This is a genomic window from Streptomyces coeruleoprunus (assembly GCF_039542925.1).
GTDB classification, from domain to species: Bacteria; Actinomycetota; Actinomycetes; order Streptomycetales; family Streptomycetaceae; genus Streptomyces; species Streptomyces coeruleoprunus.
In genome coordinates this window covers 6,935,488-6,959,551 of the sequence record NZ_BAABIT010000001.1, presented here as the reverse complement: position 1 = coordinate 6,959,551, position 24,064 = coordinate 6,935,488, and the positions used below count along the sequence as shown (strand labels likewise).

General features: G+C 74.7%; 20 protein-coding genes and 1 riboswitch. Of the genes, 14 read left to right on the top strand and 6 right to left on the bottom strand.

Annotation, left to right across the window (positions count from 1 at the left end; all coding sequences use genetic code 11):
- Positions 1-18: 18 nt before the first annotated feature.
- On the bottom strand, positions 19-1,701 hold the full coding sequence (locus ABEB09_RS31185) for an adenosine deaminase family protein (protein ID WP_345693259.1): 1,683 nt from the start codon (positions 1,699-1,701) through the stop codon (positions 19-21).
- Between the two features lie 201 nt (positions 1,702-1,902).
- Between ABEB09_RS31185 and ABEB09_RS31180 the strand changes: the two genes are divergently transcribed.
- On the top strand, positions 1,903-2,115 hold the full coding sequence (locus tag ABEB09_RS31180; protein WP_345693258.1) for a hypothetical protein: 213 nt from the start codon (positions 1,903-1,905) through the stop codon (positions 2,113-2,115).
- Positions 2,116-2,165: 50 nt separating this feature from the next.
- On the opposite strand, the gene ABEB09_RS31175 is transcribed toward ABEB09_RS31180, so the two are convergent.
- Complete coding sequence (locus tag ABEB09_RS31175) at positions 2,166-5,144, bottom strand: helix-turn-helix transcriptional regulator (protein ID WP_345693257.1); 2,979 nt, start codon at positions 5,142-5,144, stop codon at positions 2,166-2,168.
- Between the two features lie 196 nt (positions 5,145-5,340).
- The gene (locus ABEB09_RS31170) at positions 5,341-7,152 is read right to left on the bottom strand and encodes a S8 family serine peptidase (protein ID WP_345693256.1); all 1,812 of its coding nucleotides are present in this window, start codon (positions 7,150-7,152) and stop codon (positions 5,341-5,343) included.
- A gap of 469 nt (positions 7,153-7,621) precedes the next feature.
- Here ABEB09_RS31170 and ABEB09_RS31165 point away from each other — a divergent pair, with 469 nt between their 5' ends.
- The 4 genes from ABEB09_RS31165 (at position 7,622) to ABEB09_RS31150 (ending at position 12,169) form a co-directional block, all read left to right on the top strand.
- Positions 7,622-8,077 (top strand): nucleotide triphosphate diphosphatase NUDT15, encoded by a 456-nt coding sequence (locus tag ABEB09_RS31165; protein WP_345693255.1) that lies wholly within the window; start codon positions 7,622-7,624, stop codon positions 8,075-8,077.
- A gap of 260 nt (positions 8,078-8,337) precedes the next feature.
- Positions 8,338-9,762 (top strand): family 2B encapsulin nanocompartment shell protein, encoded by a 1,425-nt coding sequence (locus ABEB09_RS31160; RefSeq protein ID WP_345693254.1) that lies wholly within the window; start codon positions 8,338-8,340, stop codon positions 9,760-9,762.
- Positions 9,763-9,811: 49 nt separating this feature from the next.
- Positions 9,812-11,257: a family 2 encapsulin nanocompartment cargo protein terpene cyclase gene (locus tag ABEB09_RS31155; protein WP_345693253.1), complete on the top strand. Its 1,446-nt coding sequence runs from the start codon at positions 9,812-9,814 to the stop codon at positions 11,255-11,257.
- Between the two features lie 60 nt (positions 11,258-11,317).
- Positions 11,318-12,169: a geranyl diphosphate 2-C-methyltransferase gene (locus tag ABEB09_RS31150; protein ID WP_345693252.1), complete on the top strand. Its 852-nt coding sequence runs from the start codon at positions 11,318-11,320 to the stop codon at positions 12,167-12,169.
- A gap of 85 nt (positions 12,170-12,254) precedes the next feature.
- On the opposite strand, the gene ABEB09_RS31145 is transcribed toward ABEB09_RS31150, so the two are convergent.
- The gene (locus ABEB09_RS31145; RefSeq protein WP_345693251.1) at positions 12,255-13,388 is read right to left on the bottom strand and encodes a sulfite oxidase; all 1,134 of its coding nucleotides are present in this window, start codon (positions 13,386-13,388) and stop codon (positions 12,255-12,257) included.
- A 152-nt stretch (positions 13,389-13,540) separates the two neighbouring features.
- Between ABEB09_RS31145 and dhaK the strand changes: the two genes are divergently transcribed.
- From dhaK to ABEB09_RS31110, 7 genes are all read left to right on the top strand, one after another.
- Positions 13,541-14,533: a dihydroxyacetone kinase subunit DhaK gene (gene dhaK, locus ABEB09_RS31140; protein ID WP_345693250.1), complete on the top strand. Its 993-nt coding sequence runs from the start codon at positions 13,541-13,543 to the stop codon at positions 14,531-14,533.
- 5 nt (positions 14,534-14,538) lie between these two features.
- Positions 14,539-15,147 (top strand): dihydroxyacetone kinase subunit DhaL, encoded by a 609-nt coding sequence (dhaL, locus tag ABEB09_RS31135; protein WP_345694146.1) that lies wholly within the window; start codon positions 14,539-14,541, stop codon positions 15,145-15,147.
- Entirely contained in the window at positions 15,144-15,566 is a 423-nt protein-coding gene (locus ABEB09_RS31130; protein ID WP_345693249.1) for a PTS-dependent dihydroxyacetone kinase phosphotransferase subunit DhaM, read from the top strand. Before dhaL ends, ABEB09_RS31130 begins: the two co-directional genes overlap by 4 nt.
- Before the next feature lie 33 nt (positions 15,567-15,599).
- Positions 15,600-15,805: riboswitch (cobalamin riboswitch) on the top strand.
- Between the two features lie 29 nt (positions 15,806-15,834).
- Positions 15,835-16,536 carry an energy-coupling factor ABC transporter permease gene (locus ABEB09_RS31125; RefSeq protein WP_345693248.1) on the top strand — a complete coding sequence of 234 codons (702 nt, stop codon included), beginning with the start codon at positions 15,835-15,837 and terminating at the stop codon, positions 16,534-16,536.
- Entirely contained in the window at positions 16,533-17,036 is a 504-nt protein-coding gene (locus ABEB09_RS31120) for an energy-coupling factor ABC transporter substrate-binding protein (RefSeq protein ID WP_345693247.1), read from the top strand. Before ABEB09_RS31125 ends, ABEB09_RS31120 begins: the two co-directional genes overlap by 4 nt.
- Positions 17,037-17,041: 5 nt before the next feature.
- Positions 17,042-17,788, top strand: a complete 747-nt coding sequence (gene cbiQ, locus ABEB09_RS31115; protein ID WP_345693246.1) for a cobalt ECF transporter T component CbiQ — start codon at positions 17,042-17,044, stop codon at positions 17,786-17,788.
- Positions 17,788-18,639, top strand: coding sequence for an ATP-binding cassette domain-containing protein (locus ABEB09_RS31110; RefSeq protein WP_345693245.1), 852 nt, complete (start codon positions 17,788-17,790; stop codon positions 18,637-18,639). Before cbiQ ends, ABEB09_RS31110 begins: the two co-directional genes overlap by 1 nt.
- A gap of 57 nt (positions 18,640-18,696) precedes the next feature.
- On the opposite strand, the gene ABEB09_RS31105 is transcribed toward ABEB09_RS31110, so the two are convergent.
- Positions 18,697-19,860, bottom strand: coding sequence for a serine hydrolase domain-containing protein (locus tag ABEB09_RS31105; protein WP_345693244.1), 1,164 nt, complete (start codon positions 19,858-19,860; stop codon positions 18,697-18,699).
- On the opposite strand from ABEB09_RS31105, the gene ABEB09_RS31100 reads away from it, so the two are divergent.
- Both ABEB09_RS31100 and ABEB09_RS31095 read left to right on the top strand, forming a co-directional pair.
- Complete coding sequence (locus ABEB09_RS31100; protein WP_345693243.1) at positions 19,859-20,008, top strand: hypothetical protein; 150 nt, start codon at positions 19,859-19,861, stop codon at positions 20,006-20,008. The two genes, ABEB09_RS31105 and ABEB09_RS31100, sit on opposite strands and share 2 nt — an antisense overlap.
- A gap of 125 nt (positions 20,009-20,133) precedes the next feature.
- Positions 20,134-22,149 carry an oxidoreductase gene (locus tag ABEB09_RS31095; protein ID WP_345694145.1) on the top strand — a complete coding sequence of 672 codons (2,016 nt, stop codon included), beginning with the start codon at positions 20,134-20,136 and terminating at the stop codon, positions 22,147-22,149.
- Between the two features lie 54 nt (positions 22,150-22,203).
- Here the strand turns inward: ABEB09_RS31095 and ABEB09_RS31090 are convergent, their stop codons facing one another.
- Positions 22,204-23,817, bottom strand: coding sequence for a phospholipase D family protein (locus tag ABEB09_RS31090; RefSeq protein WP_345693242.1), 1,614 nt, complete (start codon positions 23,815-23,817; stop codon positions 22,204-22,206).
- Positions 23,818-24,064 lie beyond the last annotated feature (247 nt).

The following is a 24,064-nucleotide window of genomic DNA, read 5'->3' as shown; positions in this document are numbered from 1 at the left end:
ACGAGGCGGTGACGTCCGCTACGGCACGGTGTCCTCGAACCGGGAGAAGGCCAGCTCCTGGCGCCACTGGAGCGCGGCCTTCGGGTGGGCCGCCAGGTGCCGGGCGCAGGCGCGGCCCGGCGGGCGTGCGGCCCCGAGCGCGGCGGCGCACTGCGGGACGGGGCAGAAGCGGCGCGGGTCCCGCCACAGGCTCCGGCCGGGGAGGAAGGCGTGCTCCAGGGAGGCGCGGGCCAGGTCCTTCAGGTCGCGGTAGGACAGCCCGTAGGTGCGGGCCGCCCGCGTGTACTCGCGGGTGATGTCGGTGCGGGAGACGCCCTGGTCGTCGGTGGCCAGGACGACGGGCACCCCGTGGGCGCGGTAGAGGGGGAAGGGGTGGGCGTCGCCCGAGACGCCGAGGATCTGCTCGTTGCTGGTGAGCGCGGTCTCGACGGCGATGCCGCGCGCGGCCATGGTCCGCAGCAGCTGCCGGTGGCCGTCCTCGTGGCGGATGTCGACGCCGTGCCCGATGCGCTCGGCGTGCCCGGTGCGGACCGCCTCGGCGATGTGGAACCGCAGGTGCTGCGGCGGCACCAGCTCAGGCGTCAGTTCTCCGGCGTGCAGGGTGATGCGCGCCTCGGGGTAACGCCCGCGCAGGTGGTCCAGCATGCGCATGTGGAGCCGGTAGTCGCGCAGGGCGACGGGGCCGTCCTCGGGCTGGACGAGGTTGACGGCCACGAACCGGGGGTCGTGCCGGGCCAGTTCCATGCCGAGGGTCAGCTGCGTGAAGACGTGCTCGGGCGGGGCGCCGCGGAACACCTGGAAGACGAGACGGAAGGGCACGGCGCAGCCCGGCCGGGCACGCGCGGTGCCGCAGGCGGCGGCGGTACGGAACTCGGTGACCGCCCGGTCCGTCTCGGTGCGAGCGGTACGGACCAGCGCTGCCATGGCGCCGCCCGCGGTCAGCTTCGCGTGCAGCCGCGCCAGGTCGGGGTCCCACCCGGTGCGCTCCGCGAGGCGCGCCGTCCGCTCGCCGGCGACCGTGTGCATCAGCTCCTGGTGGAGCTGGTGGTGGGCGGCGGCGGTGTCGAGGACGTCGGCCAGCAGCCGTCCGGGGTGCCGGGCGGCCGGCTCGGCGAACTTGTCGAAGGTCGCGAAGAAGTGGTCGTGACCGGACTCGCCGCTCTCGCCCGGCGTGAAGCCCTCCATCGACCAGGCCCGCAGGACGCGCCGGCGCAGACGCGGGTCGGTCCGCAGATCGGTGGCGGGGCGGGTGCCGGGCCCGCACGGCGGGGGCAGCGCGGTGCTGGTGGTGTCGGCGACGCAGAGCCCGTCCTCGGCGGCGAGCGTCATGAGCAGCTCGGTGGAGGCCGCGCCCCAGAGGTGACTGTGCAGCTCGGCCCCCTTGGGCATACGGCGCAGAAGCGCGGCGAGGCGCTGAGGCCGGTCCCGCAGCCGGTCGAGCCGCGCGTCGACGCGTCGTTCACCGGGTGTGGGGGCCGGGGGACCGGAGGTGCCGGACACGGGCTGGGGGACGGCGGGCGCGACCTGGGCGGTAACGGACGCCGACAGAACGGTGGAGGACGCCGGCCGGGCGGTGGCGGGCGCGATCCCGACGGTGGCGGGTGCCGGTGTGGTGGGCGGTGCCGCGAGGGCGGTCGGTGCGGTCAGGCAGGTGAGGGCCACGGCGAGGAGGGCCAGGCGGGCGCGGGTGGGCGCGGTCATGGCCGTATCCTCCGGGGCCGACCGGTGGAGGGCCGGCGCCACAAGGGCCGGGCGGCGCGGGTGTTCACCCGTACGGCCGTCGCCCCTCGGGCCCGGTCCGGGTGCCCATCAGCGGCGACCACCGGACGGGCGACGGTTCGCACGGATCTGCGTACACACGGTCGCCGTGACCGCCCCGAGGGCAGGGGAGTTGACCGGGGCATGAAGAAGCGCAGCATGCTCGCCGTGGCGTCCCTCGCCGCAGGCTTCGTCACCGCCCTCGTGACCCCACCCTCCCACGCCGTCGTCGGCGACGCCCTGGCCGACCCGTCCTCGCTGGTCGGCACCGACGTGACCGGCACCGTCCTCGACGACGTGACCGACAGCAAGCCGACCGACAGCACCGCCGTCCGGGGCGGCGAGACCGAAGACTGACCGGCCCGACCGGCTGACCGGCTCTCACCGCGGGCGACGCACCTCGTCCTTCAGAAGAGGTCGTCGCCCGCCGCCGCGCCCGGCGAGGTGTTGACGAGCGTCGCCAGCTGGGCGCGGGAGCGGACGTCGAGCTTCTGGTAGATCCGCGTCAGCCGCGCCTCGACGGTCTTGACGCTCAGGTAGAGGCGCGCCGCGGCCTCCTGGTTGCTCGCGCCCTGCCCGACCATCCGGGCGAGGCGGACCTCCGCGTCCGTGAGCAGGGACAGCGCGCCGACCCCCGCCGGGACGGCCTCGGCGCGCGGGGAGCTGTCCGCCGCGAGTTCGAGCCACGGCACCGCCCCGGCCCGTTCGAAGACGGCCGCCGCCGCCTGGAGGGCCTGTTGGGCGGCCGACCTCCGGCGCCGCCTGCGCTCCACGCGTGCCAGCGCGATGAGGCAGCGCCCCTGCTCCAGGACGAGCCCGTGCGTCGCGAACCGGTCGGCGGTCTCCACCAGCAGCCCGGCCGCCTCCTCCGGCTTGCCGCCCGCCGCGAGGCACAGCGCGTACGCGCGGTCGCAGCCCAGCAGCACCGTGGTGCGGCCCAGGCGTTCGGCGACCGGGCCCACGTCGGCGAGGAGTTCCTCCGCCTCCTCGCGGGCGTCGGCGGTGAGCAGCGCCTCCGCCAGCTCCTCGTGCCAGCGCAGCATGGACGGGTCGACGGTGCCCTGGGCCCGCTCCCCCTCCTGCACCCGGCGCAGCGTCTCCACCGCGCCGGACACGTCCCCGGTCACCAACTGGACCCGCCCCAGGGCGTACAGGCTGCGCGAGAGGAAGACGTGGTCGCCCTCCTCCTCGGACGCCTGGGCGCTGCGCCGGGCGTAGCTGGCGGCGCGGGCGAAGCTGCCGCCCGCGGTCTCGGCGAGGGCCAGCGTGTACCAGGCCGGGCCCGGGGAGAGCCCGGCCTCCAGGGTGAGGGCCAGGGAGCGGCCGGCGTGCTGGAGGGCGGCGGCGCACTGGCCGCGCCGGGCCTCGACGGCGGCGAGGGTGTGGAGCAGTTCGATGGTGTCCTCGACGGGGCCGCGCCGTTCGACGAGCGGCAGCAGGGCGTTGATCTGGTCGCGGGCCTCGGCGAGCCGGTCGTCGAACAGGGCGTGACGGATGGTCAGGATCTGGGCGGCGTTGCGGACGCCGAGCGGGCGGTCGGCCATCTCCAGGGCGCGGGCGTCGGCGAGGGTCTTCTCGGCGTCGGCGGAGCCGAGGACACGGTCCATGCGGGCCTGCTGGGTGAGCGCCTGCGCGGCGGTGTGCCGGTCGCCGACGGAGGTGGCGAGCGCGGCCGACTCGACGGCTGCGGCGCGGGCACGGACGGGGTCGCCGTCGGCGAGGACGTGTTTGACCGCGAGGCGGAGCTGCACGGCGGCGCGCAGGGCGGGGTCGCCCTCGGAGTCCTCCAGGGCGTGCACGTAGAGCTCGTCCAGGTCGGTCAGCCCCTGGCCCGCCGTGTCGAGGACGGCGAGCCGGGCGCGGAGCCGTTCGACAGGGGTCGCGTCGCGGGCGAGCAGGTCGGCGGCGGCGCGGACGGCCAGGTCGGCGCGGGCGGCACGGGCGGCCTCCTCGGCCGCGTCGGCGAGCCGCGCGATGCGGCGGCGGCCCAGGTGCACGGGGGTGGTCTCGGCGGCGAGCAGGGCGAGTTCGGCGGCCAGGGCGCTGTTGCCCCGGCGGCGTACCGTTTCGGCGGCCTCCGCGACCTCGGCGGCCAGGTCCTCGTCGGGGACGTCGGTGGCCAGTGCGCGGTGGCGGACCGCCTCGACGGGGTCGTCGACGACCCGGGCGAGGGCGGTGTGCGCCTCGCTGCGGGCGGTCCAGCAGGTGTCGTGCACGAGGGTCGTGGGCAGCAGGCCGGCGGTGAAGGCGACGGCGCCGTTCTCGGTGAGCGAGACGAGGCCGGCGCGTTCGGCGGCGGCGAGTTCCGCCTCGGCGGTGGGGCGGCCGGCGCGGCGGACCAGGGCGGCGGTCGGGCGCAGGGCGAGGGCGGCGAGGAGGAGCGCGGCGCGCACCGCGGGCGAGGCGGGCGCGAGCATCCGGCGGGCCAGGTCGCGGGCGCGGCCGGACAGGGGCAGGGCCTCCGCGTGGTGGACCGGGGTGCGGGCGTCGGCGAGGGTGCGGCCGACCGCCAGGGCGAGGCGCGGGTTGCCGCCGCTGGCGCGGTGGATGCGGCCGGCCATGCGGGAGGCGAGGCGGTGGTGGACGAGGAGTTCGGCGATCTCGTCGGCCTGGAGGGGCGGGACGAGCAGGACGTCGGCCTCGGACGGCACCCACAGCGGGAAGGGAGCACCGACGGCGGCCTCGGCACCCGCCGCGGAGCCGGGGCCGGTGACGCCACCCGGGCCGGTGACACCGGCGGGCCCGTGGGTCTCGGAGTCGCCCGGCCCGGGTATGCCGGCGCCGCCGCCCGTGCCGGGCGTCGCCGTCGCGGGCAGCTGGCCGCCGCGGTGCGGCGCGTGGTCGCCGTACGCGCCGCCGGGGCCGTCGAGCGCGGGCGTCTCCACGGCGAGGACGCGCAGCTCCGGCGGGGCGAGGTGGAGCGCGAAGCGCAGCAGGTCGGCGCTGTCGGGGTCGATGTGGCGGGTGTCGTCCACGACGAGGAGGACGGGCGTCTGTTCGGCGAGGGTGCGCAGGATGCGGGCGAGGCCGAGGCGCAGGGCGATGGGGTCCCAGCCGGTGGCGGGCGCGGCGGCCTCGCGGCTGAGCACGGCGACGGCGTCGCGCTGGGGGCCGGGCAGCCCGTCGAGGGCGGCGGGCGGTACGGAGGCGACGAGGGCGGCGGCGGCCGCGCCCGCCATGTCGTGGTCGGCCGGCTGCGGGGCGAGCCACAGGACGGTCTCGCCGCGGGAGGCGGCCTGGGCGGCTGCGGCCTGGGCGACCTCGGTCTTGCCGACTCCGGCGGGGCCGGTGAGCACGGCGCGGCCGCGGCTGCGCAGGATCAGTTCGAGGCGCGCCAGGAGATCGGCCCGGCCCACCGGCGTGGAGCGGTACGGCGTCGTCCTCATGTGCCACCACCCTCCGGCGCGCGGGCCCCCTGCCCACGAGCAGCGGGCCCCCTGCCCGCGTCCGAAGGATACGAAGCCCGCCCCGATAGTCCAGGTGTCTTGTCCGGCATGTGGACGGTCACCCAACGGGGCGCACCCCCGGCGGACTGCCGGGGGTGCGCTGTTGAGCTGCGGCGATGCTGAACTTGTCCGGGTTTCAGAAGGTGAGACCCCAGGAGTCGATGTAGCCGGTGTCACCCGAGGCCACATCCTGGACACGCAGCTGCCAGGTGCCGTTCGCGACCTCGGTCGAGGCGTTGACGGTGTAGCTGGCCAGGACGTTGTCGGCGGAGTCGCTGCCGCTGGAGTTCTTCAGGCGGTAGGCGGTGCCGTCGGGGGCGACCAGGTCGATGACGAGGTCACCGCGCCAGGTGTGCTTGATGTCCACGTCCACCTTGAGGGTGGCCGGGGCGTTGCCGGTGACACCGGTGACGGCGATCGAGGAGGTGACGGTGGAGTTGTCCGAGATCGTCACGTTCGTCGCGTTGGTGAAGGTGGAACCGCCGGGCGTGGTGGTGCCGCCGGTGACCGCGGTGACCGTCTTCGTCGCGTCGGCGATGCCGGCGCCGCAGCCGCCGGAGCAGGTGCCGGGGAGCGGGCGGGCGTTGGCCTTGATGGCGGACTCGATCTCGGCCGGGGTCAGGGTCGACTTGGCCGACTTCATCAGCGCGGCGAGGCCGGCGATGTGCGGGGCGGCCATCGAGGTGCCCTGGTACGGCTTGTAGTTCTCCGTCGACTGGACGGTGGTGCCGGAGTTCAGCGTCGAGAGGATGCCGTTCTCGGGCGTGGTGACGGTGCCGGGCGTGTCGGTGGCGCGGCGGGTCTCGCCACCGGGGGCGGAGACGTCGACGGTGGTGCCGTAGTTGGAGTAGTACGACCGGTTGCCCTCACGGCTCGTGGACGCCACGGTGATGACGTTGGAGCAGTTGGCCGGGGTGAAGCCGGAGGCGTTGGCGTTGCTGTTGCCGGCCGCGACGACGACGGTCGTACCGCGCGAGACGGCGCCGTTGATGGCGTTCTGGTAGACGCTCGGGCAGGTGGAGCTGGCGCCGCCGAGGCTCAGGTTGATGACCTTGGCCGGGGTGGCGTTGGCCGGGACGCCCGGCACGGAGCCGCCGGAGGCCCAGGTGATGGCGTCGGCGATGTCCGCGGAGGAGCCGCCGCACTTGCCGAGCACGCGGACGTGCTGGACCTTCGCGCCGTACGAGACGCCGGCGATGCCCTTGGTGTTGTGCGTGGTGGCGCCGATGGTGCCGGCCACGTGGGTGCCGTGCCAGGAGGAGTTGCTCGCGCGGGAGCCGGCGCCGCACTCGCCGTCGGTGGCGTTCCAGTCGCCCTCGTCGTTGGGGTTGCTGTCGCGGCCGTTGCCGTCGCGGGCGTCGGTGGAGCTGGAGATGAAGTCGTAGCCGGCGACCATGTTCCCGGTGAGGTCCGAGTGGTTGGTCTGGCCGGTGTCGATGACGGCGACGGTGACACCGCTGCCGGTGGTCTTGTCCCAGGCGCCGGGCACGTTCATGCCGCCGGTGGCCTCGAAGAGGTCCCACTGCTTGGCGTACTCGGTGTCGTTGGGGGTGACCGCCATCGCGTAGGCGCGGATGTCGGGCTCGACGGACGCGACGGACGGGTCGGCGCGGAAGGCGTCCATGACCTCGGCGACGTCCTGCTTGCCGGCGTCGGCGCCGAGGTCGACCAGGGCCTGGCCACCGGCGAGGCGGCGCTCGAAGGCCAGCTTCTCGCCGGTCTCCGCGGCCTTGGCGGCGGCGTCGTTCTTCGCGGCGGTGTTGGAGGTGGCCTCGGTGGCGCCGGTCTTGTAGGTCACGATGACCTTCTCGACGGGGGCGCTCGGCAGGGAGGCCTGGTTCATGGCCTGCGAAGCCGGGGCGACCGGCTTCGGGGAGGGGGTGGCCTGCGCGGCGAGCGCCACCGAGGAGGTGGCCGTGACGCCGGCGATCGTGGCGGCAGCCGCCACGACGGATATGAGTCTCCGCCTGGAACCGTTCAAGGTGTTCCCTTTCAGGGGCTGGCTCCGGCGACTCCCGGAGCAGCTGACGGTGCGGAGCGCGGGCGGGCGGCGCGGGGCCGTGGTCGTGTGTGGGGTACGACCACGACCCCGAGGGCTGGGTGGGCCTTTGCGCCGCCGCCGGCGCGACGGTCCCGTGGGGGGCCGTCACCGGAGGCACCCCCCGGGGTCGCATGCATGGGGTTACATGCACCTGACAGCTACGAGTCAGAGAAGGGGATTCGCCGGTGCGGCAGACAGTAGGGAAACCCTGGATGAAGCCGATACGGGGAAAACCCTTGTCACCCCCGCGCGGGGAGGGAGGAGGGGTGGGGGTGCCGGCCGCCACGCCTCCGGCGGGAGCCGCCGGTCGGGTAGGTTGACCACCTGTCGTACCGCCGGAACGTATCAGTCCGGCACAGTCGGCCGAGGGGGGACCGTGGGTGCTTCACCGGGGCTCCGGGGCCCCGTCGTCGGCGTGGGCGCCGTCCTGCTGCGACCCGACGGCGCGCTGCTGGTGGGGCGCCGCGTCAAGCGCGGCGAACCCGCCACCTGGTCGTTGCCGGGCGGTCACGTGGAGGCCGGCGAGACCTTCGAGGAGGCCGCCGTCCGCGAGGTCGCCGAGGAGACCGGCATCGGGGCGGTGGCGGACCCTCGGGCGTTCACCGTCGTCCTGCACACCGCCGGCGAGCGCACCCACGTCACCGCGGGAGTCACCCTGCGCACGACCGCCCCGGACCCCGTGGCGAGGGTGACGGAACCGGACGTCTGCGACGGCTGGACCTGGGTCCGCCCCGACGCGCTTCCCGCCCCGCTGTTCCCGCCGAGCGCCGCGGTGCTCACCGTCTGGCGAGGAGCGCCGCTCCCGGAGGGCTGGACGGCCTACCCGCGCTGAGCGTTCAACGCCCGGCAGGGCCCGAGCGCCCGCCTTCAATTCCCCGCCACCCCCAGCGAATCGTTTCCGCACCCGCGCCGAGGTGTCGCCGGGGGCGCGCGGAGGCGCAGCGGTGGAGCGCCCACCTGGGGGCGCGCTGCGGCCCGGCGCGCGTGTCTCGACCACCAACCCCCTCACTTTCCGTTACAGCTAGGCACGTGGAGTGACCAAACGGTCGTTCCTCGCCCCATCCCTCATTCGAACCGGAACGGAAAGCAGCCATGTCTGTCGAGACACGTACGGCCCGTGCGTCACAGATCACCACCGGGACCGAGGAGGACCGGCTCAGCCTCAGCACCGCGGCGGCCCGGAACCTCGCGACCACCACCAAGTCCCGGCCGCAGATGCAGGAGATCAGCTCGCGCTGGCTGCTGCGGAAGCTGCCGTGGGTGCATACGCCCGGCGGCGTCTACCGGGTCAACCGCCGGCTCTCGTACGCCGTCGGCGACGGCCGTGTGACGTTCATCCAGACCGGCTCCAAGGTACAGGTCGTCCCGGCCGAGCTGGCCGAACTGCCGCTGCTGAACGCATTCGACGACGAGGAGGCACTGACCGCCCTCGCCGGCAAGTTCGTCCAGAAGGACTACCGCCCGGGCCAGGTCATCGTGGAGTCCGGCCGCAAGGCGGACCAGGTCTTCCTGATCGCGCACGGCAAGGTGGAGAAGATCGGCCGGACCAAGTACGACGAGCAGGAGACCCGCCTCGGCATGCTCGCCGACGGCGACTCCTTCGGCGGCCAGATGCTGGCCGGGGGCGGCGGCAGCTGGGAGTACACGGTCCGCGCCCTCACCTCGACGACGGTGCTGACCCTGACGCAGGCGGCCTACAAGTCGGTCTCCGGACAGCACGAGGCGCTGCGCCGCCACGTGGCGTCGATGGGCTCCAACGGGCACAAGACCAACAAGTACGGCGAGAAGGCCATCGAGTTCCTGTCGGGCCACCAGGGCGAGCCGGCCCTGCCGCAGACGTTCGTGGACTACGAGCTGTCGCCCCGCGAGTACGAGCTGAGCGTCGCCCAGACGGTGCTGAAGGTCCACACCCGCGTCGCCGACCTGTACAACCAGCCGATGAACCAGACCGAGCAGCAGCTCCGCCTGACCATCGAGGCGCTGCGCGAGCGCCAGGAGCACGAACTGGTCAACAACCAGCAGTTCGGCCTGCTCGCCAACACCGACTACAGCCAGCGCATCCAGACCCCGGACGGCCCGCCGACGCCGGACGACATGGACGACCTGATCAGCATGCGGCGCGGTACGAAGTACATCTTCGCCCACCCGCGGGCCATCGCCGCTTTCGGCAAGGAGTGCAACCGGCGCGGGATCTACTTCGGCAGCGTCGACGTCGACGGCCACCACATCCCGGCCTGGCGCGGCATCCCCATCCTGCCGTGCAACAAGATCCCGATCACGGACGCGCACACGTCCTCGATCTTCGCCATGCGTACCGGCGAGGACAACGAGGGCGTCATCGGCCTCTTCCAGACGGGCCTGCCCGACGAGTACGAGCCCGGCCTCAACGTCCGGTTCATGGGGATCGACGACAAGGCGATCATCTCGTACCTGGTCAGCACCTACTACTCGGCGGCGGTGCTGGTGCCCGACGCGATCGGGATCCTGGAGAACGTCGAGGTCCGTCCTCGTGCGTGAGCACCCCGCCCCGCCGCAGCGACGGCTCCGGCCGAAGGAGGGCTAGACGGTGTCACTGCTGTCCCGCATGTCCTCCGCCCCGGCCGGCCACGAGGTCGCCGCGCTCGTCGGCGCACTCCTCGCGGGCCCCGGGCGAGCCGAGCCGTCCCGAACCCCGGCCGGGCCGCGGATCCCGAGCGGGCCCACCGGACTCGGGGCCGGCGCTGCCCGCACCGGAACCACAGCGTCGGCGTCCGCCGCGCACCGACCGCTGCCGGAGCTGCGGCTCCCGGCACCGGGCGGCGCCGGGAACGGGGGCCCGGGCGCGGCGGAGGCCGCGAAGTCCGCGGCGAAGCTGGTCACCATGGGGTCGCTCGTGCCGGGCACGGTCGTGGAGGGTCTGGCCGGCGCCCGCGGGATCGGTACGGCCGCGGCCAAGCTGACGCCCCGTGAGGGACAGCTCCCGCTCCTCGGCGTCGGCACGTCACCGCCTCCCACCGTCCCGCCGCCCGCCACCACCGCGGCGGCGCCGGTACCGGAGCCGGACACGGCGCCCGGCGCGGGTCCGCGGCTCCACTCCCCGCCTGTCGTCCGGGACGACCCCGACCTCGGCGAGGCCGTCAACGAACGGCTGGTGGCGTGGGCCGAGGAGACGGGCCTCTATCCGGGCCGGCTCGACCGGGTCCGGTCGGCGGACTTCGGGCGGCTCGTCATGCTGGCCCACCCCGAGTCGGACGACCCGGACCGGCTGCTGGCGGCCGCGAAGTGCGCCCTGTCGGCGTGGGCCGTCGGCGACCACCACGCCGGAGGGGAGGCGGAGGAGTCCCGGGCCGACGTGCCGGGGCGGCGCCTCGCCCTCGCCCACGCGGTCGCCGATCGGCCGCACCTCCTCCCGCGGTACGCGCCGCAGATGGAGGAGGCCGTCCGGGACGACCCGGTGGCGGCCGCCCTCCGCTCCGCCCTGGACGACCTCGCCCGGTACGCGACGACGGCCCAGGTCCGGCGGCTGCGCCACGAGCTGGCGACCGTGTTCCTCGCGTACAACCAGGAAGGGGTCTGGCACACGACGGGCCGGATCCCGCCCGTCCGGGAGTACCTGATGCACCGTCACGAAAGTGGCTTCCTTCCGTGCATGGTGCTGATCGACGTGGTCGCCGGGTACGAGCTGCCGGAGTCCGAGTTCGCCGACCCTCGGGTCCGGCGGGCGTTCACCCTCGCGGGCACGGCCGGCGCCGTCGTGAACGACCTGTACGCGATGGCCAAGGAGGACCTCACGGACTTCGGCCTGCCCCGGCTGATCGCCGCGGAGGAGGGCTGCTCGCCGGTCGAGGCGGTCGAGCGGACCGCCGAGATCCACGACGAGCTGATGCGCGCCTTCGAGGCCGAGGCCGCGGCCCTCTCCCCCACCGGCTCCCCCGAGCTGCGCCGGTTCCTCGCCGGGACGTGGGCATGGCTCGGCGGCAGCCGCGAGTGGCACGCCGGCAGCGCGCGCCACCACGGGGCGGCCGCGAGCTGAGGGGCCCGCCCGGCCCCTCCCGCCCCTCTCACCCCCCACATCCGAAGGAGAAACAGCAACATGACCATGACCAACGACGTCCTGCGGACGGAGTTCCAGAGATCGGTGGCCGAGTACTGGAACACCAACCAGCAGGACCCGGTCAACCTGCGGCTCGGTGAGGTCGACGGGCTCTACCACCACCACTACGGGATCGGCGACTACGACCCGTCCGTCCTCGCGGGCCCGGCGGACACCCGCGAGGAGCGGATCACCAAGGAGCTGCACCGGCTGGAGACCGCCCAGGCGGAGGTCCTGCTGGACCACCTGGGCACCGTCACCGCCGCGGACCGGCTGCTGGACGCCGGCTCGGGCCGCGGCGGCACCAGCTTCATGGCGAACCAGCGGTTCGGCTGCCAGGTCGACGGCGTGTCCATCTCGGAGTACCAGGTCGGCTTCGCCAACACGCAGGCGGAGCAGCGGGGCGTCTCCGACCGGGTGCGGTTCCACTTCCGCAACATGCTCGACACCGGCTTCGAGACCGGGTCGCGGCGCGGCGTGTGGACCAACGAGACCACGATGTACGTCGATCTCTTCGAGCTGTTCCAGGAGTTCGCCCGGGTCCTGGAGGTCGGCGGCCGCTACGTCTGCATCACCGGCTGCTACAACGACCTGACCGGCGGCCGCTCGAAGGCGGTGAGCCGGATCGACGAGCACTACACGTGCAACATCCACCCGCGCAGCGAGTACTTCAAGGCGATGGCGGCGAACGGCCTGGTGCCGATGAACGTCGTCGACCTGACCGCGCAGACCATCCCGTACTGGGAGCTGCGGGCCAAGTCGTCGCTGGCGACGGGGATCGAGGAGCCGTTCCTCACCGCGTACAAGGAGGGCAGTTTCCACTACCTGCTGATCGCGGCCGACCGCGTCTGACGCGCGGCGCCGGCCCGCCGTCCGGTGGCTCCCCGCGGGGCCGCCGGGCGGCGGCGGCCTTTCAGGAGGGCCGTCCGGGGGCCGGTCAGGCGGGCTCGTCGTGCGCGGCGAGGCAGAGCACCGGCTGCCGCTGCACGCGGTTGTTCGCGAAGCCACCCCGGTTCCACAGCGGGCCGGACGGCTGGTCACCCTCCTCGTCGGTGGCCCGGACAGCGAGGACGTGGTGGCCGGGCACGGCGGTCCAGTCGGCGTGCCAGCGCCGCCAGGCCCAGCGGGAGTCGCCACCCGGGTCCGGCGGGTCGAGGACCGCAGGGTCCCAGGTGGCTCCGCCGTCGGTGCTGACCTCGACGCCCGTCAAGGGCGCGCGCCCGGACCAGGCGCGCCCCTCCAGCCGTACGGGGCCCGGCCGGACGACCCGGGTGCGGGACATGAAGTCGGGGAAGCCGGGCGGGACGAGGAGGGCGCGCGGCGCGATGCGGGTGACGGGCTCTCCCTCGTCGTCGGGCTCCTGACGGAGGCGGTAGGCCACGGTGTGCTGGAAGCCGGTGAACGGGGCGTCGGACACGGTGATGTCGCGCAGCCACTTCACGTGGGCCATTCCGTACCAGCCGGGCACGACGAGCCGCAGCGGGCAGCCGTGCTGGGGCGGGAGCGGGGCGCCGTTCATCGCGTACGCCACCAGCACCTCGGGGTCCCGTCCGAGGGCCACGTCCAGGGGGAGCGCGCGCTGGTAGTCCTGCTCCACGCCGCGTTCGACGCCGTGGTCCGCGCCGGTGAAGACCACGTCGACCGCGTCGGCGGCGGCGCCCGCCTCGTCGAGCAGGACGCGCAGCGGGACCCCGGTCCACTCGGCGGTGCCGACCGCCTCGACCAGCCAGGGCTGACTGACGGGCCGGGGGGTGAGGAGGGCGCGCCCGTTGCCGGCGCACTCCATGGTGACCCTGGTGGTGACGGCGGGGAACGCCGCCAGATCGGCGGGCGTGACGCGCAGGGGCCGGCGCACCCGGCCGCCGACCGTGAGGCGCCACCCGTCGTCGGCGTACGGGATGTCGTAGTGGGTGAGCACGTAGTGCAGGCCCGGCGGGGTGACGTCGTAGCGCAGGGCCTCCAGCGGCAGGCCGTGGTTGCGGGTGGCGAGCGCCAGTTCCTCCCGGCTGATGCCCTCGTCCGGGCCGGCGAGCCTGGCCGGTCCGCTCAGATAGCCGAGGCCTTGTCCCATGTGCGTATTGTCGCTCGCCGCCCGGACCGCCGCACGGCCGGGAAGGTGGGCGGCGCCTCCGGGGACGGGTGGGGCGCGCGAGGGGGCGCGTTCTTGCGCGGCGCGGCTGGGCTGCCGGGATACTGGGCTTCCCCACCGCGAGGAGAGAACCGTTGAGGATGCTCATCAATGTGCCCGAGACAGTGGTCGCCGACGCGCTGCGGGGTATCGCGGCCGCGCACCCCGAGCTGACCGTGGACGTGGAGCACCGGATCGTCGTACGGCGTGACGCGCCGGTCGCCGGGAAGGTGGCGCTGGTGTCGGGCGGAGGGTCCGGGCACGAGCCGCTGCACGCCGGGTTCGTGGGACCGGGCATGCTGTCGGCGGCCTGCCCGGGTGAGGTGTTCACCTCGCCCGTGCCCGACCAGATGGTGCGGGCGGCCGCCGCCGTGGACAGCGGCGAGGGCGTGCTGTTCGTGGTGAAGAACTACACCGGTGACGTCCTCAACTTCGAGATGGCGGCGGAGCTGGCCGAGGACGAGGGCGTACGGATCGCCAAGGTCCTCGTGGACGACGACGTGGCCGTGTCCGACAGCCTCTACACGGCGGGGCGGCGCGGCACCGGGGCGACGCTGTTCGTGGAGAAGATCGCGGGTGCCGCCGCCGAGGAGGGCGCGCCGCTGGAGCGGGTGGAGGCGATCGCCCGCCGGGTGAACGCGTCGTCGCGGAGCTTCGGTGTCGCGCTCGGCGCGTGCACCACGCCCGCCAAGGGCAGCCCCACCTTCGACCTGCCGGCCGGGGAACTGGAGCTGGGCATCGGCATCCACGGCGAGCCGGGGCGCGAGCGGCGGCCGATGATGACGTCCGGGGAGATCGCCGACGTCGCCGTGGACGCGGTCCTGGCGGACCTGGACCCGCGCGGGCCCGTGCTGGTGCTGGTCAACGGCATGGGCGCGACGCCGCTGCTGGAGCTGTACGGCTTCAACGCGGAGGTGCAGCGGGTGCTCGGCGAGCGCGGGGTGCCGGTGGCGCGGACGCTGGTGGGCAACTACGTGACGTCGCTGGACATGGCGGGCGCGTCCGTCACGCTGTGCGAGGCGGACGAGGAGCTGCTGAGGCTCTGGGACGCGCCCGTGGCGACACCGGCGCTGCGGTGGGGACGGTGAGCGGCGTGCTGGACGCGGACTTCTTCGCGCGGTGGATGGGCGCCGTGGCAGCGGCGGTGGCGCGGGAGGCGGACCGGCTCACCGAGCTGGACTCGGCGATCGGCGACGCCGATCACGGGGTCAACATGCGGCGCGGGTTCGCCGCGGTGACGGCGGCGCTGGAGAAGGAGCCGCCGCGGTCCCCGGGGGCCGTACTGGCACTCGCCGGGCGGCAGTTGATCTCGACGGTCGGCGGGGCGTCCGGACCGCTGTACGGGACGCTGCTGCGGCGCGCGGGCAAGGCGCTGGGCGACGCCGCGGAGGTGTCGCCCGAGCAGCTGGCGGAGGCCCTCGGCGCGGGTGTCGCGGCGGTGGCGCAGCTCGGCGGGGCGAAGGCCGGGGACAAGACGATGCTGGACGCGCTGGAGCCGGCCGTGGCGACGCTCCGACTGGGCGGCGACGGCGCGTTCCCGGCGGCCGCGCGGGCCGCCGAGGAGGGCGCGGAGGCGACCGTGCCGATGCTCGCCCGCAAGGGCAGGGCCAGCTATCTCGGGGAGCGCTCCGTCGGGCACCGGGACCCGGGCGCGACCTCCTCGGCGCTGCTGTTCGCGGCGCTCGCGGAGGTGGCCGGATGAGCGGGGCCACGGGCGGGGGCGCCGCCGTCGGCATCGTCCTCGTCTCGCACAGCGCCGCGGTGGCCGCGGCCGTCGCGGAACTCGCCCGGGGGCTGGCCGGAGGCGCGTCCGGCGTGTCGGTGGCCGCGGCCGGGGGCGGCCCGGACGGCGGGCTCGGCACCAGCGCGGAGCTGATCGTCCGGGCGGCGAAGGACGTCGACGCGGGCGCCGGGGTGGCGGTCCTGGTGGATCTGGGCAGTGCCGTGCTGACGGTGAAGGCGCTGCTCGCGGAGGGCGACGAACTGCCGGACGGCACCCGGCTCGTCGACGCGCCGTTCGTGGAGGGCGCCGTGGCCGCCGTGGTCACGGCCGCGGCGGGCGGGGACCTGGACGCGGTGGAGGCCGCGGCGTCGGAGGCGTACCGCTATCGCAAGGAATGAGCAGGTGCGGTTGTGATGTAGCTGGTCGTACCACTAATGTCGCAGGGCCTTGGTGTACGGGAAATCCGGTGGGAAACCGGTGCGGCCCTCGCCACTGTGATCGGGAAGTCCGGCTCCACCCCCTCGGAAGCCACCGGGGAAGCCACTGGACGGCCGCGGGAGACCGCGGTGTCCGGGAAGGCGGAGCCGAGGCGGTACGACCCGTCAGCCAGGAGACCGGCCGGGGCGCGTTGTCCATCCACGAGGTGTTGGAGAGGGTCTCCCCCCTATGCATATAGCCGAGGGTTTCCTGCCCCGGGAACACGCGGTCGCCTGGACGGTGGCGGCCGCGCCGTTCGTCGTCCACGGTGTCCGCGCGCTGACCCGGGAGGTCAGGGCCAATCCCGAGTCCACGCTCCTGCTCGGTGCGTCCGGTGCGTTCACTTTCGTCCTGTCGGCCCTGAAGATCCCCTCGGTCACGGGCAGTTGCTCGCACCCGACGGGCACGGGCCTCGGCGCGATCCTGTTCCGGCCGCCGGTCATGGCGGTGCTCGGCACGATCACCCTGCTGTTCCAGGCCCTGCTGCTGGCGCACGGCGGGCTGACGACGCTCGGCGCCAACGCGTTCTCGATGGCGATCGTCGGGCCCTGGGCCGGGTACGGGACGTACCGGCTGCTGCGCCGGTTCGACGTGCCGCTGATGGTGGCGGTGTTCTTCGGCGCGTTCGTCGCCGACCTGTCCACGTACTGCGTGACCAGTGTGCAGCTGGCGCTGGCGTTCCCCGACCCGGCCAGCGGTTTCGCGGGGGCGCTCGGCAAGTTCGGCGGCATCTTCGCCGTGACGCAGCTGCCGCTCGCGGTGAGCGAGGGCCTGCTGACCGTGCTCGTGATGCGGCTGCTGAGCCGGTCCAGCAAGGGCGAGCTGACCCGGCTCGGCGTGCTGACCGAGCGCGTCGGCCGGGGTGGGGCGAAGGAGGCCGCGGTCCGATGAACCGTCACACGAGGATCAACCTCCTGCTGCTGGCCGTCGTGGTGGCGCTGGCCGTGCTGCCGCTGGCCCTGGGGCTCGGCGACGGCAAGGAGGAGCCCTTCACGGGCGCCGACGCGCAGGCCGAGACGGCGATCGCGGAGAACGCCCCGGACTACGAGCCGTGGTTCACCCCGCTGTACGAGCCGCCCTCCGGCGAGGTCGAGTCGGCGCTGTTCTCCCTCCAGGCCGCGCTGGGCGCCGGTGTGCTGGCCTACTACTTCGGCCTGCACCGGGGCCGCCGCCAGGGCGAGGCCCGGGCGCGGGCGGAGGCGACGGCGGAGGCGACGGCGGATACGGCCGCCGACGGAGCCGAGGCCGGTCCCGTCGGCGCGGGCGCGGAGCCGGACGGAGCGTCCCCCGCGGCCGACGGCGGTGCGGCGTCGGACGCGCGTTCCGCGTCGGCGGCCGCTTCCGGCCCGGCACCCGGCGCGGGTGCGGGCTCCGGTCCGGCTGCGGGGTAGCGCGGGTGCTGCCCATCGATGTGGCGGCGCACGGCAATCGCTGGCGCCGCCGGCATCCCGCGGAGAAGGCGCTGCTGGGGCTCGGTCTGACGGGGTGCGCGGTGGCGCTGCCGCCGTGGCCGGGCGCCGTGCTGGTGGCGGTGGCCGCCCTCGCCGTACTGCTGGGCCCTGCCGGGGTGACGCCGCGGCAGCTGTGGCGGGCGTGGCGGCTGCCGCTGGGCTTCTGCGTGACGGGTGCCGTTCCGCTGCTGTTCCAGGTGGGCGGTGCGGGCGGGTTCGTGGCGCTGGCGCCCGACGGGCCGGCGCAGGCGGGGCAGTTGCTGCTGCGGACGTCGGCGGCCTCGCTCGGGGTGCTGCTGTTCGCGTTCACCACGCCGGTGTCGGACCTGCTGCCCCGGCTGGTCCGGGCCGGGGTGCCGGCGCCCGTGGTGGACGTGGCGCTGGTGATGTACCGGATCGGTTTCCTGCTGCTGGACGCGGTGGTGCGGATCCGGCAGGCACAGGCGGCGCGGCTGGGGCTGGCCGGCCGGGCCGCGGCGTGGCGGTCGGTGGCGGGCCTGGCGGCCACGGCGTTCGTGCGGGCCTTCGACCGGGCGGCGCGGCTCCAGAACGGGCTCGCGGGGCGCGGCTACGACGGGACGCTGCGGGTGCTGGTGCCCGAGGCGCCGGTGGACCGCCGGTTCCTGGCCTCGACGGCGGTGCTGCTCTCGGGGGTCGTCGCCCTCACCCTCGTACTCGAAAGGTTCCTGTGATGAGTGGATCCGGATCCGCCGTCGTCGAACTGGTCGGCGCCGGATACGCCTACGAGGACGGCCCTGCCGTGCTGAGCGGGGTCGACTTCGCGGTGCCCGAGGGGCGCTCGCTGGCGCTGCTGGGCCGCAACGGCAGCGGCAAGACGACGCTGCTGCGGCTGCTGAGCGGCGGGCTGCGGTGTGCGAGCGGACGGCTGCGGGTGGCGGGCGAGGACGTCACGTACGACCGGAAGGGGCTGACCCGGCTGCGGACGACCGTGCAGCTGGTCGTGCAGGACCCGGACGACCAGCTGTTCGCGGCGTCGGTGGGGCAGGACGTGTCGTTCGGGCCGATGAACCTGGGGCTGCCGGAGGCGGAGGTCCGGGCACGGGTGCGGGAGGCCCTGGAGGCGTTGGACATCACCGCGCTGGAGGACCGGCCGACGCACCTGCTGTCGTACGGGCAGCGCAAGCGCGCGGCGATCGCCGGGGCCGTGGCGATGCGGCCGCGCGTGCTGATCCTCGACGAGCCGACGGCGGGCCTGGACCCGCACGGGCAGGAACGGCTGCTGGAGGTGCTGGACCGGCTGCGCGGGTCCGGGACGACCGTGCTGATGGCGACGCACGACGTGGACCTGGCGCTGCGGTGGGCGGACGACGCGGCGGTGCTCACGCCGGGTGGGCTGCGCACGGGCCCGGTGGACCGGGTGCTGGCGGACGACGCGCTGCTGGACGCGGCGCGGCTGCGGCAGCCGTGGGCGATGGCGGTGGCGCGGCTGCTGCGGTCGCGGGGGCTGCTGGAGCCGGACGAGGCGGGGCCGCGTACGCCCGAGGAGCTGGACGCCTGGGCGGCGGTGGCGCGCGAGGTGTGAGGGCGCGGCGACGCGGGGTGGTGCGGGTGCCCGGCACCCGCACCACCGGCCGTGGTCTCAGCGGTTGAACGCGGGGAACGCGAACCGCTGGACGATGCCCAGCCCGTCGCCCTTGGCGTCGGTCGCGTTCACCGAGTACACGAGGGTCCGCGACAGGTCGCGGGTGGCCGCGACGACCGTGTGGTAGCCGGGGCGGGCGCCGGTCTTGCCCCAGATCACCTTGCCGTTCACCTCATGGCGCTCCAGGGCCGCCGCCATCGTGGCGCCGGGCAGGTCGGGAACGGTGAACATCTCGCGCAGCTGCGGCTCGGGGACGACCCTGCCGCGGAACAGCGCGACGATCAGCCGCTCCAGGTCGGCGGTGGTCGAGATCATGTCGCCGACCGCCCACCGGTCGGACATGTTCCACTCGGTCACGTCGACGAGCCGGCCGTCGATCTCCTCGTAGCCGCGGTTGTGCGGGCCGTGGACGCGGGGGTCGGCGCCCACGGGGAAGGACGTGTGGCGCATGCCGAGCGGTGCGAAGATCCGGACGGCCGCCTGGTGGGCGTACGTGTCGCCGGTGACCTTCTCGATGAGCATGCCGAGCACCGTGTAGTGGATGTTGCCGTAGTGCTGGCGCTCACCGGGGCGGTGGCGGGGGCCCTTGGCGACGGACGCGGCCACGACCTCCCGCGGGGTGAGCGTCTCGAACCGGTGCGGGAACCCGGCCTCGACGCTGTCGCCCAGGGAGGCGCCGGGCTGGAGTCCGCTGGTGAAGTTGAGCAGCTGCCGTACGGTGATGGGCTCGAAGTCGTCCGTGAGCAGCCCCGGCAGGTAGGTCTGCACGGTGCCGTCGAGGTCGATGCGCTTCTCGGCGGCGAGCTGGAGGACGAGCGCCGCGGTGACGATCTTGGTGGTGGAGCCGGCCCGGAAGCGGGCGTGCTCCAGGGCGGGCGCGCCGGACCGCAGGTCCCGTACGCCTGCGGTGCCGTGCCAGGTGCCGTCGCCGCCGACGCGGACGAGAGCGGCGGTCGCCTCCCGGTCGGGCAGACCGGCGAGCGCGGCGCGCAGGGCGGCGGCGTCGGGCCCGCCGGTCCCGGTGCCGGTGTCGGCGGCGGGGGCCGTGGTGGCCGCGACGGCCGGGGCCGCCAGGGGCCCGGCCGCGAGGCCCAGGGCGAGCGCGGCGGCGGCGACGGCCCGCGCGGTGCGGAGGCGGGTGGCGGCGGGGGCGCTGGTCATGTGGGTGCTCCTCGGATGGTGGCGCGTCGGTGTGATCACGTACGCCTTCATCCTGGTCACCGGCACGGGCGGCCGGATCGTCGCCGGGGAGGGGCCGGCCCCTGATCTCGGCAAGGGTCAACAGCCCGACGGCGGGCGGCTGTTGTGAGGGTTGATCCCTAGGGCGCGGCGGGCGTAGCGCAGCTCACACGGTCGACGTTATGCAACTTGTTGCACAATGCTGGGCGGGTCGTCTACAACTGGGGCGACGACATCGCGCGAGGAGGCGCCCCCATGACCCCGTACCCGCATCTCCTGAGCCCGCTGGACCTCGGGTTCACCACCCTGCCCAACCGGGTGCTGATGGGGTCCATGCACGTCGGCCTGGAAGAGGCCGAGAACGGCTTCGAGCGGATGGCCGCGTTCTACGCGGCCCGCGCCCGGGGCGGGGTCGGGCTCATCGTGACCGGCGGCATCGCGCCGAACGAGGCGGGGCGGCCGTACGACGGCGGGGCCAAGCTCACCACCGAGGAGGAGGCGGCCCGGCACCGGGTCGTGACGGACGCGGTGCACGCGGCGGGCGGACGCATCGCGATGCAGATCCTGCACTTCGGCCGGTACGCGTACCACCCGCAGCTGGTGGCGCCGAGCGCGCTCCAGGCGCCGATCAGCCCCTTCGTCCCGCACGCCCTCACCGACGACGAGGTCGAGCGGACGGTCGAGGACTACGTCCGGGCCGCCGAGCTGGCGAAGTCCGCCGGGTACGACGGCGTCGAGATCATGGGCTCCGAGGGCTACCTCATCAACGAGTTCGTCGCGGCCGCGACCAACCGGCGCGAGGACCGCTGGGGCGGCTCGTACGAGAACCGGACGCGGTTCCCGCTGGAGATCGTCCGCCGTACGCGCGAGCGGCTGGGCGAGGACTTCATCCTGATCTACCGGCTGTCGATGCTCGACCTCGTGCCGGGCGGCTCCTCGCTGGACGAGGTGGTCGCCCTGGCGAAGGAGATCGAGGCGGCCGGCGCCACGATCATCAACACCGGCATCGGCTGGCACGAGGCCCGTATCCCCACCATCGCGACGTCGGTGCCGCGCGCCGCCTACACGTGGGTGACGCGCAAGCTCATGGGCGCGGTGTCCGTGCCGCTGGTCACCAGCAACCGCATCAACACGCCCGAGGTGGCGGAGCGGGTGCTCGCCGAGGGCCGGGCCGACATGGTGTCCATGGCGCGGCCGTTCCTCGCCGACCCGGACTTCGTTGCGAAGGCGCGCGAGGGCCGGCCGGAGACGATCAACACCTGCATCGGTTGCAACCAGGCCTGCCTGGACCACACCTTCAGCGGGAAGATCACCTCCTGCCTGGTCAACCCGCGCGCCTGCCACGAGACCGAACTGGTCCTCTCCCCCACCCGGCTGCGCAAGCGCGTCGCGGTCGTGGGCGCCGGCCCGGCCGGTCTCGCCTGCGCCGTGTCGGCCGCCGAACGCGGCCACGACGTCACGCTGTGGGACGCGGCCGGCGAGGTCGGCGGCCAGCTCAACGTGGCCAGGCGGGTGCCGGGCAAGGAGGAGTTCGACGAGACCCTGCGCTACTTCCGCACGCAGCTGCAGCTGCACGGCGTGGAGGTGCGGCTGAACACGCACGTCACGGCGGACCTGCTGGAGGGCTACGACGAGGTCGTCGTGGCCACCGGCGTCACCCCGCGCACGCCGGCCATCGAGGGCGTCGACCACCCGAGCGTGGTGGGCTACCTGGACGTGCTGCGGGACGGGGCGCCGGTCGGCGAGCGGGTCGCCGTCCTGGGCGCGGGCGGGATCGGCTTCGACGTCGCCGAGTACCTGACGGACGGCGGGGAGGGCGCGAGCCGGGACGCCGAGACGTACTTCCGCCAGTGGGGCGTCGACACGTCGTACGAGGAGCGGGGCGGGCTGCGGGCCCCCGAGCGGCCGCGGCCGCCGCGCCAGGTGACGCTGCTCCAGCGCAAGACGTCCAAGGTCGGCGCGGGCCTCGGCAAGACGACCGGGTGGATCCACCGCACGGAGCTGAAGCACCGGGGCGTGGTGATGGTCGCCGGGGCGTCGTACGAGCGGATCGACGACGAGGGCCTGCACATCACCGTCGACGGCGAGGCCCGCACCGTGCCCGTCGACACCGTGGTGCTGTGCACGGGCCAGGAGCCGCGCCGCGACCTGTACGAGGAGCTGACGGCGGCCGGAGTGACGGCCCACCTGATCGGCGGCGCCGACGTGGCGGCGGAACTGGACGCCAAGCGCGCCATCGACCAGGGAACACGGCTGGCGGCGACGCTGTAGCGCGTCGGGGCGGCCCGACGGTCGGTCGGGCCGCCCCGCCGGGGAAAGGACCGCTCAGTACGCGTTGCGACGGCGCAGGCCGAGGGGGCGGCCGTCCGGGTCGACCAGGAGGTGGTACGCCGGGGTGGACAGCACTTCGGCGAACCGGGACAGCCGGGGCGTGCGGTAGGCGCGCAGGCGGCCCGGCGGGCGCGGGCCCCGGCAGCCGCCGTCGTGCCATGCGTCCAGGGCGGCCGCGGAGTCGGCGAAGGCCCGGAACGCCCCGGCCGGGTCGCACAGCTGGTCGGGGCCGCCCGGGGACGCCGGCGTGTCCAGGTCCAGGTGCTCGCGCGACAGCGTGAGCCGCAGCTCCCGTGGGTAGCGGCGGGCGCCGTCGCCGAGGCCGCCGGGGTCCCGGGGCTCGCGCCCGTCCTCCGTGGTGTCGAGAACGGCGCAGGACAGCTCGGAGTCGTGCGTCCAGGAGCGCAGGTTGACGTTGTCGGAGCCGACGGCGGCCCACACGTCGTCGATCACGCAGACCTTCGAGTGGACGTACACCGGCGCCCCGGCGTGGTTCTCCGGCGCGTACACGGCGACGCGGTCGCCGCCCGCCCTGCGCAGCTGTTCCAGCGCGGCGATGCGGCCCACCAGGTTCACCGGCAGCCCGATCCGGCCGTCGACTTCGGGGACGGCCGGGACGACCGCGATCAGCCGCAGCCGGGGGTTGGCGGCCAGCGCGTCGGCGAAGCAGGTCACGACGTGCGTGGACCACAGGTACTGGTCCTCCAGGTAGATCAGCGCGCGGGCCCGGCGCAGCGCCTTCAGGTAGCCCCGGGCGATGCTGCGCTCCCCGTACCGGGCGAAGTCGTAGCCGTGGACGAGCCGCCGGGGGTAGGTGCGGAGCACCTGCACGGTGTGGGTGCCGCGGGGCCGCGGGTCGGGCAGCTGCGGCGGCAGGGGTTCCGCGTCGGTGTCCTCGTGGTGGACGAGTTCGCGCAGGCGGGTGACGGGGCTGCGGGCGAGGGGCGCGGGGTCGTCCCAGCGCTCCCGGAAGCAGGCCTCGACGTCGCCGACGGCGGGTCCCCGTACGGCGAGCTGGATGTCGTGCCAGGGCGGGTGCCGCCCGTACGCGGCGGCGATGAGCAGCGCCTGCGGGTCACCGCGGTGCTCGGCGTCGTCGCGCCGGTTGTGGCACAGGTCCGTGCAGCCGACGAACGCGACGTCCCGCTCCGGGCGGCCGGGGTGCCGCAGGACCACGTACTTCTGGTGGTGGGAGCCGCCGGGCCGGACCCGCATGTCGAGCAGGCACTCGCCGCCGGCCTCCTCGATCTCCTCGCCCAGGTGGCGGTTCTCCTCCTCGCTGAGCCGGAAGCGGTCCAGGTGCGAGCGCCACACCAGCCCCTTGACGATCACCCCGCGCGCGGCGGCCTCGCTCAGGAGGGTGCCGATCTCGGTGCCCTCCCCGTCGAGGCGCTGGTCCGGGTCGCCGCGCCAGTCGGTGAAGAGGCAGAGGTCACCGGCGCGCTGGGCGCGGACGGTGGCGAGCAGTTCGGCGAAGTAGGTCGCGCCGTGGACGAGCGGGCGCACCTCGTTGCCGTCGGACCAGGCCGCCCCGCCCCGTCGGCTGTCCAGGCGCGGCGCGGGGTTGCCTCGTTCGTCGGCGGTCAGCAGCCAGTCGCTCGGTTCCACGGCACGGTTCCTCGGGCCGTTCGGTGTGTCCTCTCGCGTACCCGCGAGCGGCGGGCTCACCCTTGCCCGCTCGGCGGCTCGGCGGCCGGGCGTCCGCGAGGGCGCGGATGTCGGTCGCGCGGCGCAACGGCTCGCCCCTTCGGGCGCCGCCGGAAGGCCGTGGGCGGCGGAAGGTGATCGGCTGGCTCCGGCGCCCCCCGTCGACGACCTGCACCAGGCGGACCCCTCCCCCGCGCCGGCGCCTGCG